This window comes from Mycobacterium sp. 1423905.2 (genome assembly GCF_001673155.1).
Classification (GTDB): domain Bacteria; phylum Actinomycetota; class Actinomycetes; order Mycobacteriales; family Mycobacteriaceae; genus Mycobacterium.
On sequence record NZ_LZLE01000232.1, the window covers coordinates 1 to 22,523 of the forward strand.

Genomic DNA, 22,523 nt, shown 5'->3' on the forward strand with positions numbered 1-22,523 from the left:
TGCAGAAGCACGGGGTCAACTGCGACAACGTCCTGATCTCCGAGAGCGCACACACGGCGCGGTTCACCTGCACCACCGACGTCGACATGGCCCAGATCGCGTCGTTCTACCCGGGCGCCATGTCCGAGGCGCGCGGCATCAAGCTGGCCGACGTGGTGTCCGCCATCGGCACCCCGGAGCTGGTGATCATCGGCGCCAACGATCCCGAAGCCATGGTGCTGCACACCGACGAATGCCGCGAGCTGGGTCTGGCCTTCGCCGCTGACCCGTCCCAGCAGCTGGCCCGGTTGTCCGGCGACGAGATCCGCAAGCTGATCGACGGCGCCACCTACCTGTTCACCAACGACTACGAGTGGGATCTGCTGCTGTCCAAGACCGGTTGGACGGAAGCCGATGTGATGGCGCAGATCGAGCTGCGGGTGACCACGCTGGGCGCCAAGGGCGTCGACATCGTCGGCCGCGACGGCAGCACCGTGCATGTGGGCGTGGTCCCCGAGAAGAGCCAGACCGACCCGACCGGCGTCGGTGACGCCTTCCGGGCCGGTTTCCTGACCGGACGCAGCGCCGGTCTGAGCATCGAGCGGTCCGCCCAGCTCGGGTCGTTGGTCGCCGTGCTGGTGCTGGAGTCGACCGGAACCCAGGAGTGGGAGTGGGACCGCGAGGTCGCCAAGACCCGGTTGGCCGGCGCGTACGGCGACGAGGCGGCTGCCGAGATCGACGCGGTCCTGAGCTAGTCGCGGCGAGCGGAACCACACTGCGGAAAACGGCGCGATTTTTCGCAGTGCCGTTCCGTTCGCGGACCTAGAGCTGCACGGGGTAGTGCGGTTCGCTGATCTGGGGCACCACGCTGTGCTCGACGAAGATCGCATGCCAGAGCATGAAGATGAGCACCGTCCACAACCGCCGGCTGTGGTCGCTGGCGCCGACGCGGTGCTCGTCGAGCATTCGCCGAACCGCCGCGAGATCCACCAAGTGGCCGGCCTGCGACGAGTCGACCAAGCCATAGGCCCACTCGAGTAATTCGCCGGCGCGCAGCCAGTGCCGGATCGGCACCGGGAAGCCCAGCTTGGGCCGGTTGAGCACGTGGGCGGGCACGATCGGCTCCAGCGCGCGACGCAGCGCGTACTTAGTGGTGGTGCGGGTGATCTTGGCCTGATAGGGCAGCCGCGACGCCACCGCAAACACCTCGGGATCCAGGAACGGCACCCGCAACTCCAGCGAATTGGCCATCGTCATCTTGTCGGCCTTGACCAGGATGTCGCCGCGCAGCCAGGTGAACAGGTCGATGTGCTGCATGCGCGCCACCGGATCCCAGCCGGCCGACTCGGCGTACACCGAAGCGGTCACGTCGGTGTGCGTCCAGTCTTCCCGGAAACCGGGCAGCACGTCGCGCAACTGCGCGTCGGAGAAGCTGCGGGCGTTGCCGTAGTAACGCTCCTCAAGCGTCAACGACCCGCGGTGCAGCAGACTCTTGCCGCGCATCCCCTCGGGCAGCGGCTTGGACACCTTGCCCATCGACCGGCGCAGCGGCCGCGGCAGGTAGTCGAAAGGCTTGAGCGACAGCGGCTCGCGGTAGATGGTGTAGCCGCCGAACAACTCGTCGGCGCCCTCACCGGAAAGCACCACCTTGACGTGCTTGCGGGCTTCCCGGGCGACGAAGAACAGGGGCACCAGCGCGGGGTCGGCGACGGGTTCGTCGAGGTACCACACGATTTCGGGTAGCGCGGCGACGAACTCCTCGGGGCTGACCACCTTGGCGATGTGGCGGGCGCCGATGGCCTCGGCGGAGGCCACCGCTACGTCGATCTCGGAGAATCCCTCGCGCTCGAAGCCGGTGGTGAAGGTGATCAGCCGCGGGTTGTGCCTTATGGCCAGCGCCGCGATGGCCGTCGAGTCGATGCCGCCGGACAGGAACGCCCCGACGGTGACGTCGGCGCGCATGTGCTTGGCCACCGAGTCTTCGAGTACCGCGGTGATCTCGTCGTAGCGGGCCTGTTCGGTGCCCGCGGTGATCGGCGTGGCCGCGAACCGCGGCTGGAAGTAGCGGGTGGTCTCCGGTGGCGCCCCGGGCCGGATACGGGCATAGCAGCCGGACTCCAGGCGACGCACCCCGCGATGGAGCGTCTCGGGTTCCGGTACGTACTGCAGGACGGTGTAGTGCTGCACCGCCCGCTCGTCGAGGCGCGTGTCGAAGCCCACCAAATCCGCCAGATCCAGCAGGCACTTCTTCTCGCTGGCCACGGCTGTGCCGCCGGGGCCGGTCGCCATGAACAGCGGCTTGATGCCGAACGGGTCGCGGGCACAGAACAGTTCGCGGGTGACGGTGTCCCACAGGGCGAAGGCGAACATGCCGCGCAGCCGCTGCAACACCTCGGTGCCCCAGTGGTGGTAGCCGGCCACGATCGCCTCGCCGTCGCCGTCGGTCGCGAAGACGGCACCGTGCCGGGCGGTCAGTTCGTCGCGCAGCTCCAGGTAGTTGTAGATCTCGCCGTTGAACACCAGCACGTAGCGGTCCGGGGATTCCGGCGGGCCCCAGCGCAGCGGCTGGTGGGAATGGGCGATGTCGATGATGGACAGCCGGTTGAACCCGAACACCACGCCGGACGTCGACCCGTCGGCGTGCGGTTCGGTCCAGGTGCCCGGCTCGTCGGGGCCGCGGTGGCGCATCAAGTGGGACGCGCGGGCGATCGTGCCGTCGACCGTATCCGCGGCTTGCGCGGGGCCGTCGGCCCCGGTCGGAGCCGCGACGAAGGCCAGCAGTCCACACACGGCGCCCCAGTATGCCGCACGTGGCGGCACTTGGAGACGTCGCGCCGGGCGCGTCGCGGTGACCAGGCAGTCGCCGGGTCTGACCGCGTGGTCTACGCTGCGTAGTATTCGACATCCAAGCAGGAGGCGCCACCGTGACACCTCGCGAGCCAGGTCGTTCGCAAAGCTTGTCGCAGAGCAGGTCTCAGCGCCGTCCCGGGAGCACCGGACGGAACGCGCGAGGCCTGGCTCGTCGTCTTCGGCCGTTGGCGCTGGCGGGCACGCTGGGGGCGCTCGCCGTCACCCTGAGCGGTTGCAGCTGGTCGCAGGTCTTGGGCATGGGCTGGCCGTACGGGATCACCCCGGAAGGCCGCCTGAACCGGGAGTTGTGGATCGGCTCGGTGATCGCCGCGCTGGTGGTGGGCATCGCCGTGTGGGGGCTGATGTTCTGGTCGTCGGCCTTTCACCGCAAGAAGCGCACCGACGAGGACTTTCCGCGCCAATTCGGCTACAACATGCCGCTGGAGCTGGTGCTCACCGTCACGCCCTTCCTGATCATCTCGGTGCTGTTCTATTTCACCGTGGTGGTGCAGGAGAAGATGCTGCACCTGGAGAAGGACCCCGAGGTCGTCATCGACGTCACGGCGTTTCAGTGGAACTGGAAATTCGGCTACCAGCGGGTCAACTTCAAAGACGGCACCATGACCTACGAAGGTGCCGACCCCGAGCGCGAGCGCGCCGTGTTGTCCAAACCGGAGGGCAAAGACGAGCACGGTGAGGAACTGGTGGGCCCGGTGCACGGGCGCAACACCGCCGACCGGGAATACCTCAACTACGACAAGGTCGAGGTGCTGGGCACGCAGACCGAGATCCCGATCCTGGTGCTGCCGACCGGAAAGCGCATCGAGTTCCAGCTGAATTCCGCTGACGTGATCCACACGTTCTGGGTTCCGGAGTTCTTGTTCAAGCGCGACGTGATTCCCAACCCCAAGGCCAACAACTCGGTCAACGTGTTCCAGGTGGGGGAGATCACTCAGACCGGGGCGTTCGTCGGCCACTGCGCGGAGTTCTGTGGCACGTATCACTCGATGATGAACTTCGAGGTGCGCGTGGTGAACCCCAACGACTTCAAGGCTTACCTGCAGCAACGAGTCGGCGGCAAGACGAACGCCGAGGCGTTGCAGGCGATCAACCAGCCTCCGCTGGCGGTCACCACCCATCCATTCGACGTTCGCCGGGGCCAATTGGCGCCCAGCGTCGGTTAGGACACGCAATGCATATCGAAGCCAGGCTGTTCGAATTCATCGCCGCATTCTTCGTCCTGGTCGCGATCCTGTACGGAGTGCTGACCGCCATCTTCTCCCCGGGCGGCGTCGAATGGGCTGGCGCCACCGCGCTGGTGCTGACCGGTGGGCTGGCGTTGATCGTGGCGACCTTTTTCCGGTTCGTCGCCCGTCGCCTCGACACCCGGCCCGAGGACTACGAGGGCGCTGAAATCAGCGACGGCGCAGGCGAATTGGGCTTCTTCAGCCCGCACAGCTGGTGGCCGATCATGATCGCGCTGGCCGGCTCGGTGGCGGCGGTCGGGATCGCGTTGTGGCTGCCCTGGCTGATCGCGGCCGGCGTGGTGTTCATCCTGGCCTCGGCGGCCGGACTGGTCTTCGAGTACTACGTCGGCCCGGAGAACCACTGATCGGATCGAGAAAGGTCACAATCCGGGCATCAGTTCGTCAGTGGCCAGTTCGCCGTTACTTCGCTGCCTCGCCCGGTTCGGTAGGGTTTTCGGGGCACATGCAGAATCTCCCGAGCGCGCCCCCAGGGTGGCTTCCGCGCGCAGGTGAGGCAGTTGGACAGGGTAGGCAATCATGAGCGGGCCGAATCCGCCGGGACGGGAACCCGACGAACCCGACTTCGCCGACGAGTCCCGCGCCCAGCCGGAGCCCGGAGCCGACGACGCCGACAGCAATTTCGGCCCGGACCTCGACCTGGGCACCGGGTACGGCGGTGAAATCGAGCCGTTCGAGGGCGAGCACGACCTCCCGGAACTGACCGAAGCGACCGACATCTACTCCCGCGCCTATTCGGCGCCAGAGTCCGAGCAATTCATCGGCGGCCAGTACGTGCCGACCGATCTGCGACTCTATGACTATGACGACTACGAGGAGTTCGACGACGACGAGGAGCACGGGGCGCCGCGCTGGCCGTGGGTGGTCGGGGTCGCCGCGATTGTGGCGGCAATCGCGCTGGTCGTCTCGGTGTCGCTGCTGGTGACCCGGACCGGCAGCAGTAACCTGGCCAACCCGGCCACCAGCACCACGTCGTCGACACCGCCCGTGCAGGATGCGATCACCACCACCACACCGCCCACCCCGGCGACGCCGTCCACCACCACGCCCACCACGACGATGCCGACGACCACCACCCAACCGCCGGTGACGACGACGACACCGCCGACGAACACCAAGACGCCGTTCACGTCGACGCAGACGCCGACCACCGCGGCGCCGCCGCCGAGCACCCACGAAACGACGGTGGCGCCGCCGCACACGCAGACCCAGCAACCGCAGACCCAGCAGCCGCAGACCCAGCAGCCGCAGCAGCCCCGCCCCCATCGCGGGTTCTGAGCCGGCGATGCCCGACGCCGTCACCGTGGTGCTGCCCTGCCTGAACGAGGAGGAGTCGCTGCCGGCGGTGCTGGCGGCCATCCCCGCCGGCTACCGGGCGTTGGTGGTCGACAACAACAGCACCGACGACACCGCCGCGGTGGCGCGGCGGCACGGCGCCGATGTCGTGGCCGAGCCGCGGGCCGGGTACGGCTCGGCGGTGCATGCGGGCGTGGTCGCCGCGACCACCCCGATCGTCGCGGTCATCGACGCCGACGGCTCGATGAACCCCGCTGACCTGCCGCGGCTGGTCGCCGCGCTCGAGCAGGGCGCCGACCTGGTGATCGGCCGGCGCCGGCCGGTGGCCGGGCTGCACTGGCCGTGGGTCGCCCGGGTCGGCACCGTGGTGATGAGCTGGCGGCTGCGCACCCGCCACGGGTTGCCGGTGCATGACATCGCGCCGATGCGGGTGGCGCGGCGCGAGGCGCTGCTGAATCTGGGCGTCACCGACCGGCGCTCGGGTTATCCGCTGGAGCTCCTGGTGCGCGCCGCGGCCGCCGGTTGGCGCGTGGTCGAACTGGACGTCAGCTACGGTCCGCGCACCGGCGGCAAGTCGAAGGTCAGCGGTTCGCTGCGGGGGAGCGTCACCGCGATCCTCGACTTCTGGAAGGTGATTTCGTGACCCTTCCGGTGACACTGCTGGTGGTCGCCAAGGCGCCGGAGCCGGGCCGGGCCAAGACCCGGCTCGCCGCGACGGTGGGGGACGTGATGGCCGCCGAGATCGCCGCGGCCGCGCTGCTGGACACGCTGGACGCGGTGGCCGCCGCGCCGGCGGCGAACCGGGTGGTGGCCATCACCGGCGACCTGGACGCGGCGGCCGGCGCCGCCGAGATCCGGCAACGGCTGCAGGCCTTTACGGTGATTCCCCAGCGCGGTGACGGCTTCGCCGACCGGCTGGCCAACGCCCATGCCGATGCCGATGCCGGCTACCCGGTGGTGCAGATCGGGATGGATACGCCGCAGGTGACCGCCGACATGTTGACCGATTGCGCCCGCCGGCTGCGGGAGGCGGCGGCCGTGCTCGGGCCGGCCGTTGACGGCGGCTGGTGGGTGCTGGGTTTACGGAGCCCGGCGGCGGCCGAATGCCTGCGCACCGTCCCGATGTCGCAGCCGGATACCGGCTTGCTGACGTACCGGGCGTTGCACGACATGGGAATCGAGCCGTACGCGGCGCCGGTGCTGGCCGACTTCGACTTCGCCGAGGACGTCGCCGCCGTGCGCGCGGCCTGCCGCCCGTCGAGCCGCTTCGCCGAGGTCACCCACGCGGCCGGCCTGTAGCCGATCACCAGTTGGTGACGATGACGGTGTTCAGCAACACCGCGCCGGCGGCGTTGAGCGCCAGCCACAGCCGGTGTGACCGGGCCGGAAGCAGGGCGGGCGCCGCCGTGAGCCAGACGGTGAAGGGCAGCCAGATCCGCTCCACCTCCGCCTTGCTCAGCATGCTCAGGTCGGCGCACGCGATGGCGGCCAGCATGCCCAGCAGCAGCAGGTGAAACCCGGAGCGGCGACGGATGGCCGCCGCGTCGAACACCCGGCTGACGCCGGCGACGCTGCCCAACCCGATCGCGCAGACGACGGACGCCAGGTTGGCCCAGCTCCAGTACTGAAACGGGCGGTCCTTGGCGATGCCCTGCCAATAGCGTTGCTGCACAAGGTGGTAGCCGTCGAACCAGTAGAACCCCGCCACCGCGAAGGTTGACGCCACGGCAACGGCCGCCACCGTCGCCGGGCCGAGCGCCCGCAGCGCCGCGCGCCAGTCGGCGGCCGAAGCGAGCACCGCCAGCGCCGGCAGGCCCATGAGCATCAGCCCGTAGTTGCAGAACACGCCCCAGCCCAGCAGCAGCCCGGCGGCGGTGGCCGTCAGCGCGGGGAAGCGGACTCCTCGCTGCACCGCCACGGCCAGCAGCGCGACGCCCCACGCCGCCACCCCGGCGAAGTAGCCGTCGGCGGAGACCGCGACCCAGATCGCCGTCGGCGCCACCGCCACGAACGGCGCGGCCCGCCGGGCGGTCTGCTCGTCGGCCAGCGCGCGGACGGCGACCAGCACCGCGGCCGCGGCGCTGGAGCCGGCCAGCAGGCACAACAGCCCCGCCCAGGCGCCGCCGTGCAGGCCGATCCGGTCGAGCCAGACGAACGTCAGCAGCGCGCCGGGCGGATGCCCGGAGACGTGGGTGGTCCAGGAGTTCGGTTGGTAGTCGACGATCCGGCTCGCGAACGTGCGCAGCGTGGCGGGGATGTCGGTGATGCCCGGCACCTGCGACAGGTACTCGTCGCGGGTGGTCAGCCGGCCGGCGAAGCCGCGCTGCCAGCCGTCGATCATCGCCAGCGCGAAGGCCCACCCGCAGGCGGTGGCCCAGGTGCCCAGTGCCAGGAGCCGCCACGACAGGCGTCGCGCCAGAGCCGGTCCCCACGCGACCGCGGCGACCGCGATCGCGATGGCGGGTCCGGTGCCCCAGCTGGCGTGGATCTCCCACGCGCCGAAAATCGGGGCGGCCCCGGCGTGCGTGCCGAACCGCTCCTGGCCGACGTCCGTCCGCGGTCGCACACCCCAAGCCAGCCGCGGCAGCACGAACGCCGCCGCCACCAGCACCGCCCCGACCGCGACGGCCAGGGACTCCCGGCGTGCCACCCTCACGGTCGACCAGCCTATTGATCGGCGAGACCGGCGAACCGGCGCACCAGCGCGGCCCGGTCGACCTTGCCGATGCCGCGCCGCGGCAGCGCGTCGACGACGTGCACTTCGCGCGGCGCGGCGGTGGTGTCCAGGGTCCGCGCCACGTGGGCGCGCAGCGCGTCCAGCCCCGGCGCCGGTCGACCTTCGGCCACCACGATCGCGGCGACCACCCGCTGGCCCAGCCGGTCGTCGGGCACGCCGAACACCGCGCAGTCCGCGACGGCGGGATGGGTGTCCAGCGCGGCCTCGACCAGTTGCGGCAGCACGGTCAGCCCGCCCGTGCTGATCGCGTCGTCGGCGCGGCCCAGCACGGTCAGCACGCCGGCCTGGTCGACGACGCCGAGGTCGTCGGTGCAAAACCAGCCCGGCTCGGCGAACGGGTCGGGCTGCACCGGGTTGCGGTAGCCCTTCGCCAGCGTCGCGCCGCCGAGGACGACGCGCCCGTCGGCCGCGATCCGGACCAGGACACCGCCCAGCGGCACGCCGTCGTAGACGCAGCCCCCCGCGGTCTCGCTCATCCCGTAGGTGCGGACCACGGCGACACCGGCCGCCGCGGCGGCGTCGAGCACGCCCTGCGGGGCGGGGCCGCCGCCGAGCAACACGGCGTCCAGTTCGGCGAGCGCGGCCGTGGCCGACGGGTCGGTCAGCGCCTTGGCCAGCTGCGTGGCCACCAGCGACGTGTACCGCCGACCTGGCCCCAATCGTCTTATCGCGCTTGACAATTCGGCGGCGTCGAAGCCTGCGGAGACGTCCAGTTGCACGGGCGGCGAGCCGGCGAGCGCGCTACGCACCAGCACCTGCAGCCCGGCGATGTGGTGCGGCGGCAACGCCAGCAGCCAGCGGCCCGGACCGCCGAGGCGGTCATGGGTGGCCGCCGCGCTGGCCGTCAGCGCGGCGGCAGTGAGCAGCGCCCCCTTGGGGGCGCCCGTGGTCCCCGACGTCGTCACGACCAGGGCCACGTCGTCGTCGATGGGCTCGCCGACGCGCAGCCCCGCCGCCAGCGCCTCCGAGCCGGGCGCGAGGGCGACCAGAGCGGGGTCGCGCCCGTCCAGCACGCGTTCCAGGGTGGGTAGCAACGACGAGACGGCCGAGCCCGGCGGGACGGTGAGTGCGCGCAGTAGGGCTATGCGGGGTCCTCGACCTCGTCCGCGTCGTCGAACGGCCAGCCCTGGGCGGCCAACCGGACCCGCACCCGCTCCACGTCGTCGGGCGAGGGCAGGTTGTCGGTGATCTGGGTGATCAGCACCCCGATGTCGACGTTGTCGAACTCGCCCCGGCTGACCAGCTCGCAGGCGACGGCCTTGACCTCGTCGTTGGACAGCCGGCGGGCCAGCAGCGCGAGCACCGGGAAGGTGTCCGTCGCCGGCACACCTTCGGGGTATCCCGCGCGCAGCCACGAGACGATCGAGTTGAGAAATCCGTTCACGCTGGTCCAGCTCCCCCCGGTGTCCGGCTCGGTAACGCGGTGGGCATCACTCGATGCTACTTGGGTTTGGCTCCGAGGAAGGCCACTCCGGTGTGGTGGGCGATGAAGTCCCGCGAGATGTAGGCCAGGGCGAAGCCGATCACCACGACGACCAGCGCATAGATCAACCAGGCGAGCGCCAGCAGTGCCGGATTCTTCTGTGGCGAGCCACCCTCGGTGCTGACCTGCCCGGCACCCACCGCGTGGAACCGCAGCCCCAGGGCGAACAGCCCCGGCAGGGCGGCGCCGGCCAGCATGGAGAAGAGCAGGATCTTGAGGGAGGCCTGGTAGTTGAACCAATCGCTGAAGTGACTCATCAGGCGTTCGCCTTCATCGTGGGGTCGTCGGAGTCATAGCGGCGGGACTTGCCGCTGCCATTCGTCGGGTGATCGTCCGTTGGCGGGTGGTGGTGGGCATCGTCGGCTTCGAGCCCGGCGGTCAGGTCGCCCTTCCACTCGGCGTTGACGTTGTTGTGGTCGACCTTGACCTTGCGCGACCGGATGTAGATGGTGGCGGAGACCGCGACCAGCATCGCGAAGCCGACGATGGCGCCGGGGTAGCCGCCGATCAGGTGCACGATCCAGTAGGTGACCGCGCCGACCAGGCCGGCCAGCGGCAGCGTCACCAGCCAGGCGACGCCCATGCGGCCGGCGACGCCCCAGCGCACCTCGCCGCCGGGCTTGCCGAGCCCGCTGCCGAGCACCGAGCCCGTGCAGACCTGGGTGGTGGACAGCGCGTAGCCGAAGTGGGTGGACAGCAGAATGACTGCGGCAGAGGACGATTCGGCGGCCATGCCCTGCGGCGACTGGATCTCGACCAACCCCTTGCCCAAGGTGCGGATGATGCGCCAGCCGCCCAGGTAGGTGCCCGCCGCCATCGCCAGCGCGCAGCACCCGATGACCCACAGCGGCGGCGCAGCGGTGCTCTTGCTGATCGACCCGTAGGACATCAGGGCCAGGAAGATGATGCCCATCGTCTTCTGGGCGTCGCCGGTGCCGTGCGCCAGCGAGACGAGCGACGCCGAGCCCCACTGGCCGTACCGGAAGCCGGCCTCGGTGCGGCTGGTGTCCAGGCCCCGGGTGACCCGGTAGACCAGCCAGGTCGCGATGGCCCCGACCACGATGGCCAGGATCGCGGCGACGACGGCCGGGATGAGCACGTGGGACACCAGCCCCTTCCAGATCACGCCGTGCCCGCCGACGGCCGCGATGGTGGCGCCGACGATGCCGCCGATCAGGGCGTGCGAGGAGCTCGACGGGATGCCGAGGAGCCAGGTCAGCAGGTTCCACACGATGCCGCCGACCAGGCCGGCGAAGACCAGCTCCAGCGTCACGATGTGCCCGTCGATCAGGCCCTTGGCGATCGTGGCGGCGACGGCGGTGGACATGAACGCGCCCACGAGGTTGAGCACCGCGGACAGCGCGACGGCCACTTTGGGCTTGAGCGCGCCGCTGGCAATCGAGGTCGCCATCGCGTTGCCGGTGTCGTGGAAGCCGTTCGTGAAATCGAAAGCCAGTGCCGTGATTACGACAATGATCAGAAGGAACAATTGGATGTTCACAGCGCCCGATTCTGGTGGTAGGGGGATTCCATTGTCGAATGCAGGAAGACCTGAATCGCGGGTGTATTGAGAGTCGTCGCCAGATGTTACCTCTCAGTTAACCGGAATTTCCCTCCGGTTTACCTCGGGTGTCGCGGCGCAGCGGGTGGTCCGGTGGGATCTGAACGAAGATCAGCGTGATGCCGTCCGGGTCGGTCACGTGCATTTCGTGTAGGCCCCAGGGCTCTTGGCGCGCCTCGCGGGCGATCGCCACGCCTCGGCTTTGCAACTCGGCCTGGGTGGCCTCGATGTCGCGCACCTGGAGCCACAACGCGCCGGGGAAGGGGCCGCGGGAGTGGTCCGGAGAGCCGTAGCCGGCCAGCTCCAGCAACGACTGACCGGCGAAAAAGACTGTGCCCCCGCCGTACTCGCGGGCTATCGCGAGCCCGATCTGGTCCCGGTAAAACGCCAGCGATTGCTGATAGTCCGCCGGCCGGAACAGCATCCGGCTGGCCAGGATTTCCATGGTGTCGTGTCTATCACACGAGCCGGTCAGCTACTGCTCACCGCGGTTGGGCTGGATGCTTTGGCGTTGCATGATCGCGTTGACAAAGCGGGGGCCGAAGGTGTCCAGCGCCTTGGCGGCGATCGCCATCCGCGGTGCGATCCGCACCGGCCGGGTGCGGGCGGCGGTCAGCATCCATTCGGCGGCCTCCTCCGACGTGAGCGCGGGCATGCCCTCGTAGGCCTTCGTCGGCGCGATCATCGGCGTGGCCACCAGCGGGTAGTACAGCGTCGTCGAATGCACACCCCGCTGGCCCCACTCGGTCTCCACGACGCGGCTCACCGCCGACAGTGCCGCCTTCGACGCGTTGTAGACCGCGAACAGCGGCGAGGCCTCCGACAGCACCCCCCACGTGGAGACGTTGATGACGTGACCGTCGCCGCGCTCGAGCATCCCGGGCGCCAGCCCGCGGATCAGCCGCAGCGGCGCGTAGTAGTTGAGCCCGATGGTCCGCTCCACGTCGTGCCAGCGCTCCAGCGACTCGGCCAGCGGCCGCCGGATGGATCGGCCGGCGTTGTTGATCAGGATGTCAACCCCGCCGAGGCGCTTTTCGACGTCGGCGACCAGCGCGTCGACGGCGTCCAGGTCGGAGACGTCGCACGGCAGGGCGAGCGCGCTGCCGCCCGCCGCGGCGATCCGCTGCGCGAGCGCGTCGAGCAGGTCCTGACGCCGCGCGACGACCACCACCGTCGCGCCCTCGCGGGCGAGCAGTTCGGCCGCGGCCTCGCCGATGCCCGACGACGCCCCGGTGAGCAGGATGCGCTTGCCGGCCAGGTCGACGGGTTTGATGGCGGGCCGGTTGACCAGCACCTGTGGGGCCATCGGCGGCCGCATGGTGGCCAGCACCAGCTGGTCGGTGAAACGGCGAAGGGGGCTCTTGCTCACGTGGGGAGTCTAGGGGCGGGCTCGAATCGGCCGAGCGTCACGCCAGCGTGGCGTTGGCGGCCGAGCGTCACGCCAGCGTGGCGTTGGCAGCCGAGCGTCACGCCAGCGTGGCGTTGGCAGCCGAGCGTCACGCCAGTGTGGCGTTGGCAGCCGAGCGTCACGCCAGTGTGGCGTTGGCAGCCGAGCGTCACGCCAGCGTGACCGCCGCTAGAAGTAGACCCCCTAGAAGTAGCGGGGGAACCGGCTCCAGTCCGGCGGCCGCTTCTCCAAAAAGGCGTCGCGGCCCTCGACGGCCTCGTCGGTCATGTACGCCAGCCGGGTGGCCTCGCCGGCGAACAGCTGCTGACCCACCAGCCCGTCGTCGAGCAGGTTGAAGGCGAACTTGAGCATCCGTTGCGCCTGGGGCGATTTGGCGTTGATCTCGGCCGCCCACTCGATGCCGGCCCGTTCCAGGTCGGCGTGGTCGATGACCGCGTTGACCGCGCCCATGTGGTGCATCTGCTCGGCGGTGTACGCGCGGCCCAGGAAGAAGATCTCGCGGGCGAACTTCTGGCCCACCTGGCGCGCCAGGTACGCGCTGCCGTAGCCGCCGTCGAAGCTGCCGACGTCGGCGTCGGTCTGCTTGAACCGGGCGTGCTCGCGGCTGGCCAGGGTGAGGTCGCACACCACGTGCAGGCTGTGCCCGCCGCCGGCGGCCCACCCGTTGACCAGGCAGATGACCACCTTGGGCATGAACCGGATCAGCCGCTGCACCTCGAGGATGTGCAGCCGCCCGGCGCGGGCGGTGTCCACGGTGTCCGCCGTGTCACCGCTCGCGTACTGGTATCCGCTGCGCCCGCGGATCCGTTGGTCGCCGCCGGAGCAGAACGCCCAGCCGCCGTCCTTGGGCGACGGCCCGTTGCCGGTCAGCAGCACCACCCCGACGTCGGGCGACATCCGCGCGTGGTCGAGCACCCGGTACAGCTCGTCGACGGTGTGCGGGCGAAACGCGTTGCGCACCTCGGGGCGATCGAAGGCCACCCGGACCGTCGCGTCGGTGACGTGGCGGTGATAGGTGATGTCGGTCAGGCCGTCGAACCCGTCCACGGGCCGCCAGGCCTGCGCGTCAAATGGATTGTCAGTCAACGTGTTTGAACTCCTAAGCCGGGTCCAGGCGGAACACGGCGCAGCGGCCGGCCAGGGCCTCGAACTCCTCGGGGCGGCCCTCGGTGACCAGCCCCGCGCGCTTCATGAAGCCGACGCCCGTCGGCACCTCGGTGGGGAAGAGTCGCAGGATCGGCCGCGCGTCCTCGGCCGGCAGCTCGGCCACCCGCACCCTCTGGGCGTGCCGGCCGCGCGCGATCGTCGCCTCGCCGGCGGCTCGCACGTTGGCCACCCAGTCGGCGCCCGGGAACCCCGCGACGACGTACTGCCGGCCGTCGACGGTCATCGGCGTCACCGGGGTCGAGCGCGGCGCGCCGGACTTGCGGCCGGTCACCGTCAACACGACGGGGCTCTCGCCGCCGAAACTCATTCCTAGCCGCGACATCTGGATGAAGACCTTGTTGGCCGGCTTCAGCCACCACGGCGGCTTGATCGGTTTGCCGCTTCCCATACCCAGCGACGTTACCTCCGGAAGGACTCCGCACCATGGGGCTGGGGCTCGGTTGTGCCGATGGCGTCCAACCTTTCCAGCGTTTCGGCATCCAGGGTGACGTCACCCGCGCCCAGGTTTTCCTCGAGGTGCCCGACGGATCGCGTGCCCGGGATCAGCAACGTGTTCGGCGCGTGCGCCAGCAGCCACGCCAGGCCGATCTGAGCGCCGGTGACCCCGAGCCGGCCGGCGATATCGACCACCACCGGATGGTCGGCGACCTTCGGGAAACCGGGCAACGACGATCCCAGCGGGAAGTAGGGCACCCACGCGACATCCTCTGCGGCGCACAGCCGCAACGTGTCTTCCTGCGAGCGGTCGAGCGCACTGTACGCGTTCTGCACGCAGACGATTCCCGCCGGCAGCGCGCGCCGCACCACGTCCACCGGCACGGCGCTGATGCCGATCGCGCCGATTTTGCCCTCGTCGCGCAGCGCGATCATCTCGGCGAGCTGGTCGTCGACGTCCACCTGCTGATCACCCTCGGCGGCCACGCCGGGGCCGAGGTCCATGCGCCGCAGGTTGACCACCGGGACGCAGTCCAGGCCGAGCTGGCGCAGGTCGTCCTCGACCGCGGCGCGCAGCTCCGCGGGTTTTTGCGCCGCCGCCAGCGGTATCGGCTGTTCGCCGGTGAAGCGTGCCCCGACCTTGCTGACGATGACGAGGTCGTCGGCGTAGGGGAACAGCGCCGCCCGGATCCGGCGGTTCACCTCGCCGGGGCCGTAGAACGACGCCGTGTCGATGTGGTTGACGCCGAGCTCGACCGCACGGCGCAGTACGGTGGCCGCGTCTTCCGGCGCGGTCTCGAACAGCTGCATGGCGCCGTAGCCGACGCGGGCCACGCTGCGTGCTCCGATCGTGCCGGTGCCGCCGGGCTGTGGTTTGTCCGTCATGGCGCTCCCTCGTGTCACACTAGACAAATGCGGAGGATCCTCCGCTTGTTCGAGAGCGTAGCAGAAACGGAGGAGCCTCCGCTTGGCCGGGATCCGATCAGACGCGCGCCGCAATCGCGAGCGCCTGCTCGAGGTGGCGACGGCGGCGTTCGCCACCGCCGACGGGCGACCGGTGTCGCTGGAGGCCATCGCGCGCGAGGCCGGCGTGGGGATCGGCACGCTGTACCGCCATTTCCCGAATCGAGAGGCGCTCGTCGAGGCGATCTACCGCGCGGAGCTCGCCGAAGTGGCCGCGGCGGCCGGACGCCTGCTCAAGCGCCACCCGCCCCAGATGGCGCTGCGCCGCTGGATGGATCGCTATGCGTCATTCGTGGCCGCCAAGCGCGGCATGGCCGAGTCGCTGCAGGCGATCTTCGCCTCAGGTGCCATGCAGGCCGGCCAGACCCGGGACAGCATCGTCGGCGCCGTCGACCTGCTGTTGCGGGCCGGGGCCGAGGACGGCAGCCTGCGCGCCGACGTGCAGGCCGATGACGTGGTGTCCAGCTTGATCGGCATCTTCCTGGCCAGCGGCTCGCCCGAGCAGACCGGTCGCATGCTCGACCTGCTGGTCGCGGGGGTAACTGCGGTCTGACCGAGTGTGCGGCCAGCCGCACGTTCGAGCGCGATTGTGCGTCCAGCCGCACGTTCGGCGGAGGCGCCTAGCCGACGGCGCGGCCGGCGCCCTCCCAGAACTGCGCGCGCACGGCCTTCTTGTCGGGCTTGCCCAGCGCGGTCACCGGCACCGAGTCGACGACGATCACCTGCTTGGGCGACTGCACCGAACCCTTGCGTTCCTTGACGGCCGCCTGGATCTCGGCGGTGACCTTGGCCACCGCCTCCTCGTCGGAGGGATGGTCGGGCCGCAACACGATCACCGCGGTGACGGCTTCGCCCCACTTCTCGTCCGGCGTGCCGATCACGCACACCTGCGCGACGGCCGGGTGCTCGGCGACGACGTCCTCGACCTCGCGCGGGAACACGTTGAACCCGCCCGTGACGATCATGTCCTTGACCCGGTCGACGATGAACCAGAAGCCGTCGGAGTCCTCGCGGGCCATGTCACCGGTGTGCAGCCAGCCGTCCTTGAACGTCTTGGCCGTCTCCTCGGGCAGGTTCCAGTACCCGCCGGAAAGCAGCGGGCCGGACACGCAGATCTCGCCGACCTCGCCCTGCGGCACCGGCTTGCCGTCGGCGCCCAGCAGCGCCGTGCGGGCGAACAGGGTGGGCCGCCCGCAGGAGGTGAGCCGCTTCTCGTCGTGGTCCTTCTTGGCCAGATACGAGATCACCATCGGGGCCTCGGACTGCCCGTAGTACTGGGCGAAGATCGGCCCGAAGCGGCGGATGGCCTCGGCCAGCCGCACCGGGTTCATCGCCGAGGCGCCGTAATAGACGGTCTCCAGCGAGGACAGGTCGCGGGTGTGCGAATCGGGGTGGTCCATCAGCGCGTAGATCATCGACGGCACCAGCATGGTCGCGGTGATCTTCTGCTCCTCGATCACCCGCAGCACCTCGGCCGGGTCGAACTTGGTCAGCACCACCAGCTCGCCGCCCTTGATGATGGTCGGCACGAAGAACGCGGCCCCGGCATGCGACAGCGGGGTGCACATCAAAAAGCGCGGGTTGTCCGGCCACTCCCACTCGGCCAGCTGGATCGTGGTCATCGTGGTGATCGACTGCGCGGTGCCCAGCACGCCCTTGGGCTTGCCGGTGGTGCCGCCGGTGTAGGCCATCCCGCCGATGTGATCGGGCGGAAGGTCGGCCGCCACCAACGGCTTTGGCGAGTACTTCGCGGCCTCGGCCACCAGGTCCACCGCGGAATCGCCGAGCGCCTCGGGGACCGGGCCGATGGTCAGCACCTGCTTGAGGCCGGGCACCTTCTCCAGCAGGCCCAGCGCCCGCTCGACGAACATCGGGTTGGGGTCGATGATCAGCGACGTCACGCCGGCGTCGCCCAGGACGTAGGCATGGTCGTCCAGGGAGCCCAGCGGGTGCAGGGCCACGCGCCGGTAACCCTGCGTCTGGCCCGCGCCGATGATCATCAGCACCTCGGGCCGGTTCAGCGACAGCAGCCCGACGGTCGCGCCGGTGCCCGCGCCGAGCGCCTCGAACGCCTGGATGTACTGGCTGATGCGCTCGGCGAGCTGCCCACCGGTCAGCGTGGTGTCGCCGAGATGCAGCACCGGCTTGTTCTTGTTGCGCTTGAGCGCACCGACGGTCAGGTGTCCGGAATGAATGGGATGGCGCAGGAGATCATCACTCATGCGCCAAGACTAGAACGTGTTGCAGTTTTAGTCAGCCACCCCCTCCGGCCGCTACCATCCCTGCACATGGCTGCCGCAAATCTCGTCGTCACCGGGACCCTATTGACCGTCGACGAGAACCGGCCCACCGCCGAGGCGCTCGCCGTCGCCGACGGCCGCATCGTCGCCGTCGGCAGCCGCTCCGAAATCGACGCCTACCTCGGCCCGGACACCCGGACCGTCGACGTCGGCGACGGCTGCGTGCTGCCCGGTTTCGTTGAGGCGCACGGCCATCCGCTGATGGAAGCGGTCGCGCTGTCGGACCGTTTCGTCGACATCCGTCCGGTCACCCTGCGCGCCGCCGACGACGTCGTCGCCGCGATCCACGCCGAGGTCTCCCGTCGCGGTGCCGACGGCGCCTACCTCAACGGCTGGGACCCGCTGCTGCAGAACGGTCTGCCGGAACCCACGCTGAGCTGGCTCGACGAGGTCGCCCCGGACAGCCCGCTGGTGATCCTGCACAACTCGGGCCACAAGGCGTTCTTCAACTCCGCCGCCGCGAAGGCGCATGGCCTGACCCGCGACACCCCGGACCCCAAGGGCGCCAAGTACGGACGCGACGCTGACGGTGAGCTCGACGGCACCGCCGAGGAGACCGGCGCGGTGTTCCCGCTGCTCGGTGGGGCCATCGACATGGCCGACTACCCGAGGATGCTGCTCGCCGAGTGCGCGCGGCTCAACCGTGCCGGCCTGACCACCTGCTCGGAGATGGCCTTCGACCCGGGATTTCGGCCCCTCGTCGACAAACTCCGCGACCAGCTGACGGTCCGGCTGCGCACCTATGAGATTTCCAACCCGCAGATGCACACCGACGCCACCCCCGGCCAGGGCGACGACATGCTGCGCCAGGTCGGCATCAAGATCTGGGTCGACGGCTCGCCGTGGATCGGCAACATCGACCTGTCCTTCCCGTATCTGGACACCGAGGCCACCCGGATCATCGGCGTGGTGCCCGGCTCCTGCGGATGCGCCAATTACACCGCCGAGCAGTTGCACGAGATCGTGGGTGCCTACTTCCCGCTGGGCTGGCCCATGGCCTGCCACGTGCAGGGCGACGCGGGCGTGGACACCATCCTCGACGTCTACGAAGAGGCGCTCAGGCGCCACCCGCGCGACGACCACCGGCTGCGGCTCGAGCACGTCGGCGCCATCCGGCCCGAGCAGCTGCAGCGCGCCGCCGACCTCGGGGTCACCTGCAGCATCTTCGTGGACCAGATCCACTACTGGGGCGACATCATCGTCGACGGGCTGTTCGGTCCCGAACGCGGATCTCGTTGGATGCCAGCGGGTTCCGCGGTCGCCACCGGCATGCGCATCTCGTTGCACAACGACCCGCCGGTCACGCCCGAGGAACCGCTGCGCAACATCAGCGTCGCGGTCACCCGCACGGCGCCCAGCGGTCGGGTGCTGGCGCCCGAGGAGCGGCTGACGGTCGACCAGGCGATCCGCGCGCAGACCATCGACGCGGCCTGGCAGTTGTTCGCCGACGACGTCATCGGCTCGCTGGAGGTGGGCAAGTACGCCGACCTGGTGGTGCTGTCGGCCGATCCGCGGACCGTGCCGCCCGAGGAGATCGCCGACCTTCAGGTGCGTGCGACGTTCCTGGCGGGCCGCCAGGTCTACGGCCAGTGACGCCCACGCGCCCGCCCCGCCTGCAAGACCTTCTGGACCGCCTGCACGTGGTCGCGTTGCCGATGCGGGTGCGGTTCCGCGGCATCACCACCCGGGAGGTCGCGCTGATCGAGGGTCCCGCGGGCTGGGGGGAGTTCGGTGCCTTCCTGGAGTACGCGCCGCCCGAGGCCGCGCACTGGCTGGCCGCCGGGATCGAGGCCGCCTACCGCCCGCCGCCGCAGCCGCGGCGCAACCGCATCCCGATCAACGCCACCGTCCCGGCCGTCGACGCCGCCCGGGTGGGCGAGGTGCTGGCCCGGTTCCCGGGCGCCCGCACGGCCAAGGTGAAGGTCGCCGAGCCGGGCCAGACGCTGGCCGACGACGTCGACCGGGTCAACGCCGTCCGCGAAGTCGTGTCGACCGTGCGGGTCGACGCCAACGGCGGCTGGAGCGTCGAGCAGGCGGTGCGGGCGGCGGCCGCCCTGACCGCCGACGGCCCGCTGGAATACCTCGAACAACCCTGCGCGACGGTCGAGGAGCTCGCGGCGTTGCGCCGGCGGGTCGACGTGCCGGTCGCCGCCGACGAGAGCATCCGCAAGGCCGACGATCCGCTCGCCGTGGTCCGCGCCCGCGCCGCCGACATCGCCGTCCTCAAAGTCGCTCCGCTGGGCGGTATTTCGGCCATGCTTGCGATCGCCGCGCAGATCGACATCCCGGTCGTGGTCTCCAGCGCGATCGACTCGGCGGTGGGCATCGCGGCCGGGCTGGCCGCCGCGGCGGCCCTGCCGGTGTTGGGCCACGCGTGCGGGCTGGGCACCGGCGGGTTGTTCGCCGAAGACGTGGCCGAGGTCGCCGCCCCCGTCGACGGCGCCCTGACCGTCGGGCCGGTGACCCCGGATCCGGCGCGGCTGCGGACCCTGGCCGCGCCCCCGGAGCGGCGGCAGTGGTGGGTCGACCGGGTCACGGCCTGCCACCCGCTCCTTGTACCGTCGTCCGGGTGATCAACCTGGCTTACGACGACCGCGGCTCGGGCGAGCCTGTGGTGTTCATCAGCGGCCACGGCGGCGCCGGGCGGACGTGGCACCCGTATCAGCTCCCCGCGTTCCTGGCGGCCGGCTACCGCGTCATCACCTTCGACAACCGCGGGATCGGCGCCACCGAGAACGCGCAGGGTTTCACGACGCAGACGATGGTGGCCGACACCGCGGCGCTGATCGAGGGGCTGAACGCCGCACCGGCCCGCGTCGTCGGCATGTCGATGGGCGCGTTCATCGCCCAGGAGCTCATGCTGGCGCGGCCGGAACTGGTGCGCTCCGCGGTGTTGATGGGCACCCGCGGCCGCATGGACAAGGCGCGCCAGTTCTTTCGCGACGCCGAGGCCGAGCTCACCGACGCCGGGGTCCAGCTGCCGAACTCCTACGACGCGAAAATCCGTCTGCTGGAAAACTTTTCGCGCAAGACGCTCAACGACGACGTCGCCGTCGCCGACTGGATCGCGATGTTTTCCATGTGGCCGATCAAGTCCACCCCCGGCACGCGCTGCCAGCTGGACGTCGCCCCGCACACCAACCGGCTGCCGGCCTACCGCAGCATCGCGACGCCGGTGCTGGTGATCGGCTTCTCCGACGACGTGCTGGCGCCGCCCTACCTGGGGCGCGAGGTCGCCGACGCGCTGCCCAACGGGCGCTACGTGCAGATCCCCGACGCGGGCCACCTCGGGTTCTTCGAGCGCCCCGACGCCGTCAACGATGCGGCGCTGAAGTTCTTCGCCAGCAACTAGTACCCCGCGCCCAGCGTCGACTTTCCGGGCGAAACCCGGGCGAGTCAGCCCGCCAACTCCACGTTGGGCGGCCGGCTGGGGGGTTGTGACAGGCTGTAGGAGTGAACCCTTCGACGACCCAGGCCCGCGTCGTCGTTGACGAGTTGATTCGCGGCGGCGTCCGCGACGTGGTGCTGTGCCCCGGGTCACGCAACGCGCCGCTGGCCTTCGCGCTGCACGACGCCGACCGCGCCGGCCGGATCCGCCTGCACGTCCGCATCGACGAGCGCACCGCCGGTTACCTGGCCATCGGGCTGGCGATCGCCGCCGGCTCCCCGGTGTGTGTGGCGATGACGTCGGGCACCGCCGTGGCCAACCTCGGGCCGGCCGTGGTGGAGGCCAACTACGCGCGGGTGCCGCTGATCGTGCTGTCGGCCAACCGGCCCTACGAGATGCTGGGCACCGGGGCCAACCAGACCATGGAGCAGTTGGGCTACTTCGGCACGCAGGTCCGCGCCGCCATCAGCCTGGGCCTGGCCGAGGACGCACCGGAACGGCTGGACGCCTTGAACGCCACGTGGCGATCGGCCACCTGTCGAGTCCTGGTGGCCGCCACCGGATCTCGCACCGCCAACGCCGGGCCGGTGCAGTTCGACATCCCGCTGCGCGAACCCCTGGTCCCCGATCCCGAACACCAGGGCGCCGCCGTGCCGCAGGGGCGGCCCGGCGGGCGGCCGTGGACCTACACGCCACCGGTCACGTTCGACCAGCCGTTGGACATCGACCTGTCGCCCGACACCGTCGTCATCGCCGGGCACGGCGCGGGCGTGCACCCCAACCTCGCGCAGTTGCCGACCGTCGCCGAATCGACGGCGCCCGCCCCGGAAAACCCGCTGCACCCGCTGGCCCTGCCGCTGCTGCGCCCGAAGCAGGTGATCATGCTGGGTCGGCCCACCCTGCACCGGCCGGTGTCGGCGCTGCTGGCCGATCCGCAGGTGCCGGTGTACGCGTTGACCACCGGACCGCGCTGGCCCGATGTCTCGGGCAACTCGCAGGCCACGGGGACCAGGGCGGTCACCACCGGCACCCCGAATCCGGCCTGGCTGCGGCGCTGCGCGGAGGCCAACCGGCACGCCAACGAAGCGGTGCGCGGCCAGCTCCAGGCGCACCCGCTGACCACCGGCCTGCACGTGGCGGCGGCCGTGGCCGACGCCCTGCGGCCCGGTGACCAGCTGGTGCTGGGAGCGTCCAACCCGGTCCGCGACGCGGCCCTGGTCGGCCTGGACACCCACGGCATCCGGGTCCGCTCCAACCGGGGCGTGGCCGGCATCGACGGCACGGTGTCCACCGCGATCGGGGCCGCGCTCGCCTATGAGGGACGCACCGTCGCGCTGATCGGTGACATGACGTTCGTCCACGACAGCTCCGGGCTGCTGATCGGGCCCACCGAGCCGACCCCGCGGCAGCTGACCATCGTGGTGTCCAACGACAACGGCGGTGGCATCTTCGAACTGCTCGAACAGGGCGATCCGCGGTTCTCCGACGTGTCGTCGCGAATCTTCGGAACACCGCACGACGTCGACGTGGGTGCGCTGTGTCGCGCCTATCACGTCGACAGCCGGCAGATCGAGGTCGACCAGCTCGGCGCGGCGCTCGACGAACCCGCACCCGGTATGCGGGTGCTGGAGGTCAAGGCCGACCGGTCGTCGCTGCGGCAGCTGCACGCGGCCATCAAGGCGGCCCTTTGA

The 22,523-nt window shown here is 70.4% G+C and carries 22 protein-coding genes and 1 pseudogene; 11 read left to right on the top strand and 12 right to left on the bottom strand.

What is annotated here, in order from left to right; translation table 11 throughout:
* Positions 1 to 734 (top strand): PfkB family carbohydrate kinase (locus tag A9W95_RS14720; protein WP_067411150.1); only part of this gene is annotated, 734 nt, incomplete at its 5' end.
* 67 nt (positions 735 to 801) lie between these two features.
* Here A9W95_RS14720 and asnB read toward each other — a convergent pair.
* Complete coding sequence (asnB, locus tag A9W95_RS14725; protein WP_067413928.1) at positions 802 to 2,769, bottom strand: asparagine synthase (glutamine-hydrolyzing); 1,968 nt, start codon at positions 2,767 to 2,769, stop codon at positions 802 to 804.
* A 134-nt stretch (positions 2,770 to 2,903) separates the two neighbouring features.
* Between asnB and A9W95_RS14730 the strand changes: the two genes are divergently transcribed.
* The 5 genes and pseudogenes from A9W95_RS14730 (at position 2,904) to A9W95_RS14750 (ending at position 6,689) form a co-directional block, all read left to right on the top strand.
* Positions 2,904 to 4,013, top strand: coding sequence for a cytochrome c oxidase subunit II (locus A9W95_RS14730; RefSeq protein WP_067413931.1), 1,110 nt, complete (start codon positions 2,904 to 2,906; stop codon positions 4,011 to 4,013).
* 8 nt (positions 4,014 to 4,021) lie between these two features.
* A complete protein-coding gene (locus A9W95_RS14735) occupies positions 4,022 to 4,441 on the top strand; it encodes a cytochrome c oxidase subunit 4 (RefSeq protein WP_067413934.1) in 420 nt (139 codons plus the stop codon).
* A gap of 172 nt (positions 4,442 to 4,613) precedes the next feature.
* Positions 4,614 to 5,303: pseudogene (locus A9W95_RS14740) on the top strand (hypothetical protein); the annotation flags it as partial.
* A 76-nt stretch (positions 5,304 to 5,379) separates the two neighbouring features.
* On the top strand, positions 5,380 to 6,033 hold the full coding sequence (locus tag A9W95_RS14745) for a glycosyltransferase family 2 protein (RefSeq protein ID WP_067413940.1): 654 nt from the start codon (positions 5,380 to 5,382) through the stop codon (positions 6,031 to 6,033).
* Positions 6,030 to 6,689 (top strand): DUF2064 domain-containing protein, encoded by a 660-nt coding sequence (locus A9W95_RS14750; protein WP_067413943.1) that lies wholly within the window; start codon positions 6,030 to 6,032, stop codon positions 6,687 to 6,689. The genes A9W95_RS14745 and A9W95_RS14750 overlap by 4 nt, the downstream gene beginning before the upstream one ends.
* Positions 6,690 to 6,693: 4 nt before the next feature.
* Here the strand turns inward: A9W95_RS14750 and A9W95_RS14755 are convergent, their stop codons facing one another.
* The 10 genes from A9W95_RS14755 to A9W95_RS14800 form a co-directional block, all read right to left on the bottom strand.
* Complete coding sequence (locus A9W95_RS14755) at positions 6,694 to 8,046, bottom strand: hypothetical protein (RefSeq protein WP_067413946.1); 1,353 nt, start codon at positions 8,044 to 8,046, stop codon at positions 6,694 to 6,696.
* Between the two features lie 11 nt (positions 8,047 to 8,057).
* On the bottom strand, positions 8,058 to 9,140 hold the full coding sequence (gene menE, locus A9W95_RS14760; protein WP_067413948.1) for an o-succinylbenzoate--CoA ligase: 1,083 nt from the start codon (positions 9,138 to 9,140) through the stop codon (positions 8,058 to 8,060).
* A gap of 68 nt (positions 9,141 to 9,208) precedes the next feature.
* A complete protein-coding gene (locus tag A9W95_RS14765) occupies positions 9,209 to 9,511 on the bottom strand; it encodes a DUF3349 domain-containing protein (RefSeq protein WP_067413951.1) in 303 nt (100 codons plus the stop codon).
* Between the two features lie 56 nt (positions 9,512 to 9,567).
* The gene (locus A9W95_RS14770) at positions 9,568 to 9,867 is read right to left on the bottom strand and encodes a hypothetical protein (RefSeq protein ID WP_067413954.1); all 300 of its coding nucleotides are present in this window, start codon (positions 9,865 to 9,867) and stop codon (positions 9,568 to 9,570) included.
* On the bottom strand, positions 9,867 to 11,111 hold the full coding sequence (locus A9W95_RS14775; protein ID WP_067413956.1) for an inorganic phosphate transporter: 1,245 nt from the start codon (positions 11,109 to 11,111) through the stop codon (positions 9,867 to 9,869). The genes A9W95_RS14770 and A9W95_RS14775 overlap by 1 nt, the downstream gene beginning before the upstream one ends.
* Before the next feature lie 97 nt (positions 11,112 to 11,208).
* Positions 11,209 to 11,616, bottom strand: coding sequence for a VOC family protein (locus A9W95_RS14780; protein ID WP_067413959.1), 408 nt, complete (start codon positions 11,614 to 11,616; stop codon positions 11,209 to 11,211).
* A 30-nt stretch (positions 11,617 to 11,646) separates the two neighbouring features.
* The gene (locus tag A9W95_RS14785) at positions 11,647 to 12,540 is read right to left on the bottom strand and encodes an SDR family oxidoreductase (protein ID WP_067413972.1); all 894 of its coding nucleotides are present in this window, start codon (positions 12,538 to 12,540) and stop codon (positions 11,647 to 11,649) included.
* 222 nt (positions 12,541 to 12,762) lie between these two features.
* Positions 12,763 to 13,665, bottom strand: a complete 903-nt coding sequence (locus A9W95_RS14790; RefSeq protein WP_067413975.1) for a 1,4-dihydroxy-2-naphthoyl-CoA synthase — start codon at positions 13,663 to 13,665, stop codon at positions 12,763 to 12,765.
* A 13-nt stretch (positions 13,666 to 13,678) separates the two neighbouring features.
* Positions 13,679 to 14,134, bottom strand: coding sequence for a nitroreductase family deazaflavin-dependent oxidoreductase (locus A9W95_RS14795; protein WP_067413978.1), 456 nt, complete (start codon positions 14,132 to 14,134; stop codon positions 13,679 to 13,681).
* A gap of 11 nt (positions 14,135 to 14,145) precedes the next feature.
* A complete protein-coding gene (locus A9W95_RS14800) occupies positions 14,146 to 15,066 on the bottom strand; it encodes an aldo/keto reductase (RefSeq protein ID WP_067413981.1) in 921 nt (306 codons plus the stop codon).
* Between the two features lie 82 nt (positions 15,067 to 15,148).
* Between A9W95_RS14800 and A9W95_RS14805 the strand changes: the two genes are divergently transcribed.
* Positions 15,149 to 15,697: a TetR/AcrR family transcriptional regulator gene (locus A9W95_RS14805; protein ID WP_067413984.1), complete on the top strand. Its 549-nt coding sequence runs from the start codon at positions 15,149 to 15,151 to the stop codon at positions 15,695 to 15,697.
* A 67-nt stretch (positions 15,698 to 15,764) separates the two neighbouring features.
* On the opposite strand, the gene fadD8 is transcribed toward A9W95_RS14805, so the two are convergent.
* Positions 15,765 to 17,366 (bottom strand): fatty-acid--CoA ligase FadD8, encoded by a 1,602-nt coding sequence (gene fadD8 / locus A9W95_RS14810; protein WP_067413987.1) that lies wholly within the window; start codon positions 17,364 to 17,366, stop codon positions 15,765 to 15,767.
* A 66-nt stretch (positions 17,367 to 17,432) separates the two neighbouring features.
* On the opposite strand from fadD8, the gene A9W95_RS14815 reads away from it, so the two are divergent.
* The 4 genes from A9W95_RS14815 to menD all read left to right on the top strand — a co-directional run bounded on the left by A9W95_RS14815 (position 17,433) and on the right by menD (position 22,523).
* Positions 17,433 to 19,037, top strand: a complete 1,605-nt coding sequence (locus tag A9W95_RS14815; RefSeq protein WP_067413990.1) for an amidohydrolase — start codon at positions 17,433 to 17,435, stop codon at positions 19,035 to 19,037.
* Positions 19,034 to 20,017, top strand: coding sequence for an o-succinylbenzoate synthase (locus A9W95_RS14820; RefSeq protein WP_082983107.1), 984 nt, complete (start codon positions 19,034 to 19,036; stop codon positions 20,015 to 20,017). The genes A9W95_RS14815 and A9W95_RS14820 overlap by 4 nt, the downstream gene beginning before the upstream one ends.
* On the top strand, positions 20,014 to 20,796 hold the full coding sequence (locus A9W95_RS14825; protein WP_067413993.1) for an alpha/beta fold hydrolase: 783 nt from the start codon (positions 20,014 to 20,016) through the stop codon (positions 20,794 to 20,796). The genes A9W95_RS14820 and A9W95_RS14825 overlap by 4 nt, the downstream gene beginning before the upstream one ends.
* Before the next feature lie 101 nt (positions 20,797 to 20,897).
* The gene (menD, locus tag A9W95_RS14830) at positions 20,898 to 22,523 is read left to right on the top strand and encodes a 2-succinyl-5-enolpyruvyl-6-hydroxy-3-cyclohexene-1-carboxylic-acid synthase (protein ID WP_067413996.1); all 1,626 of its coding nucleotides are present in this window, start codon (positions 20,898 to 20,900) and stop codon (positions 22,521 to 22,523) included.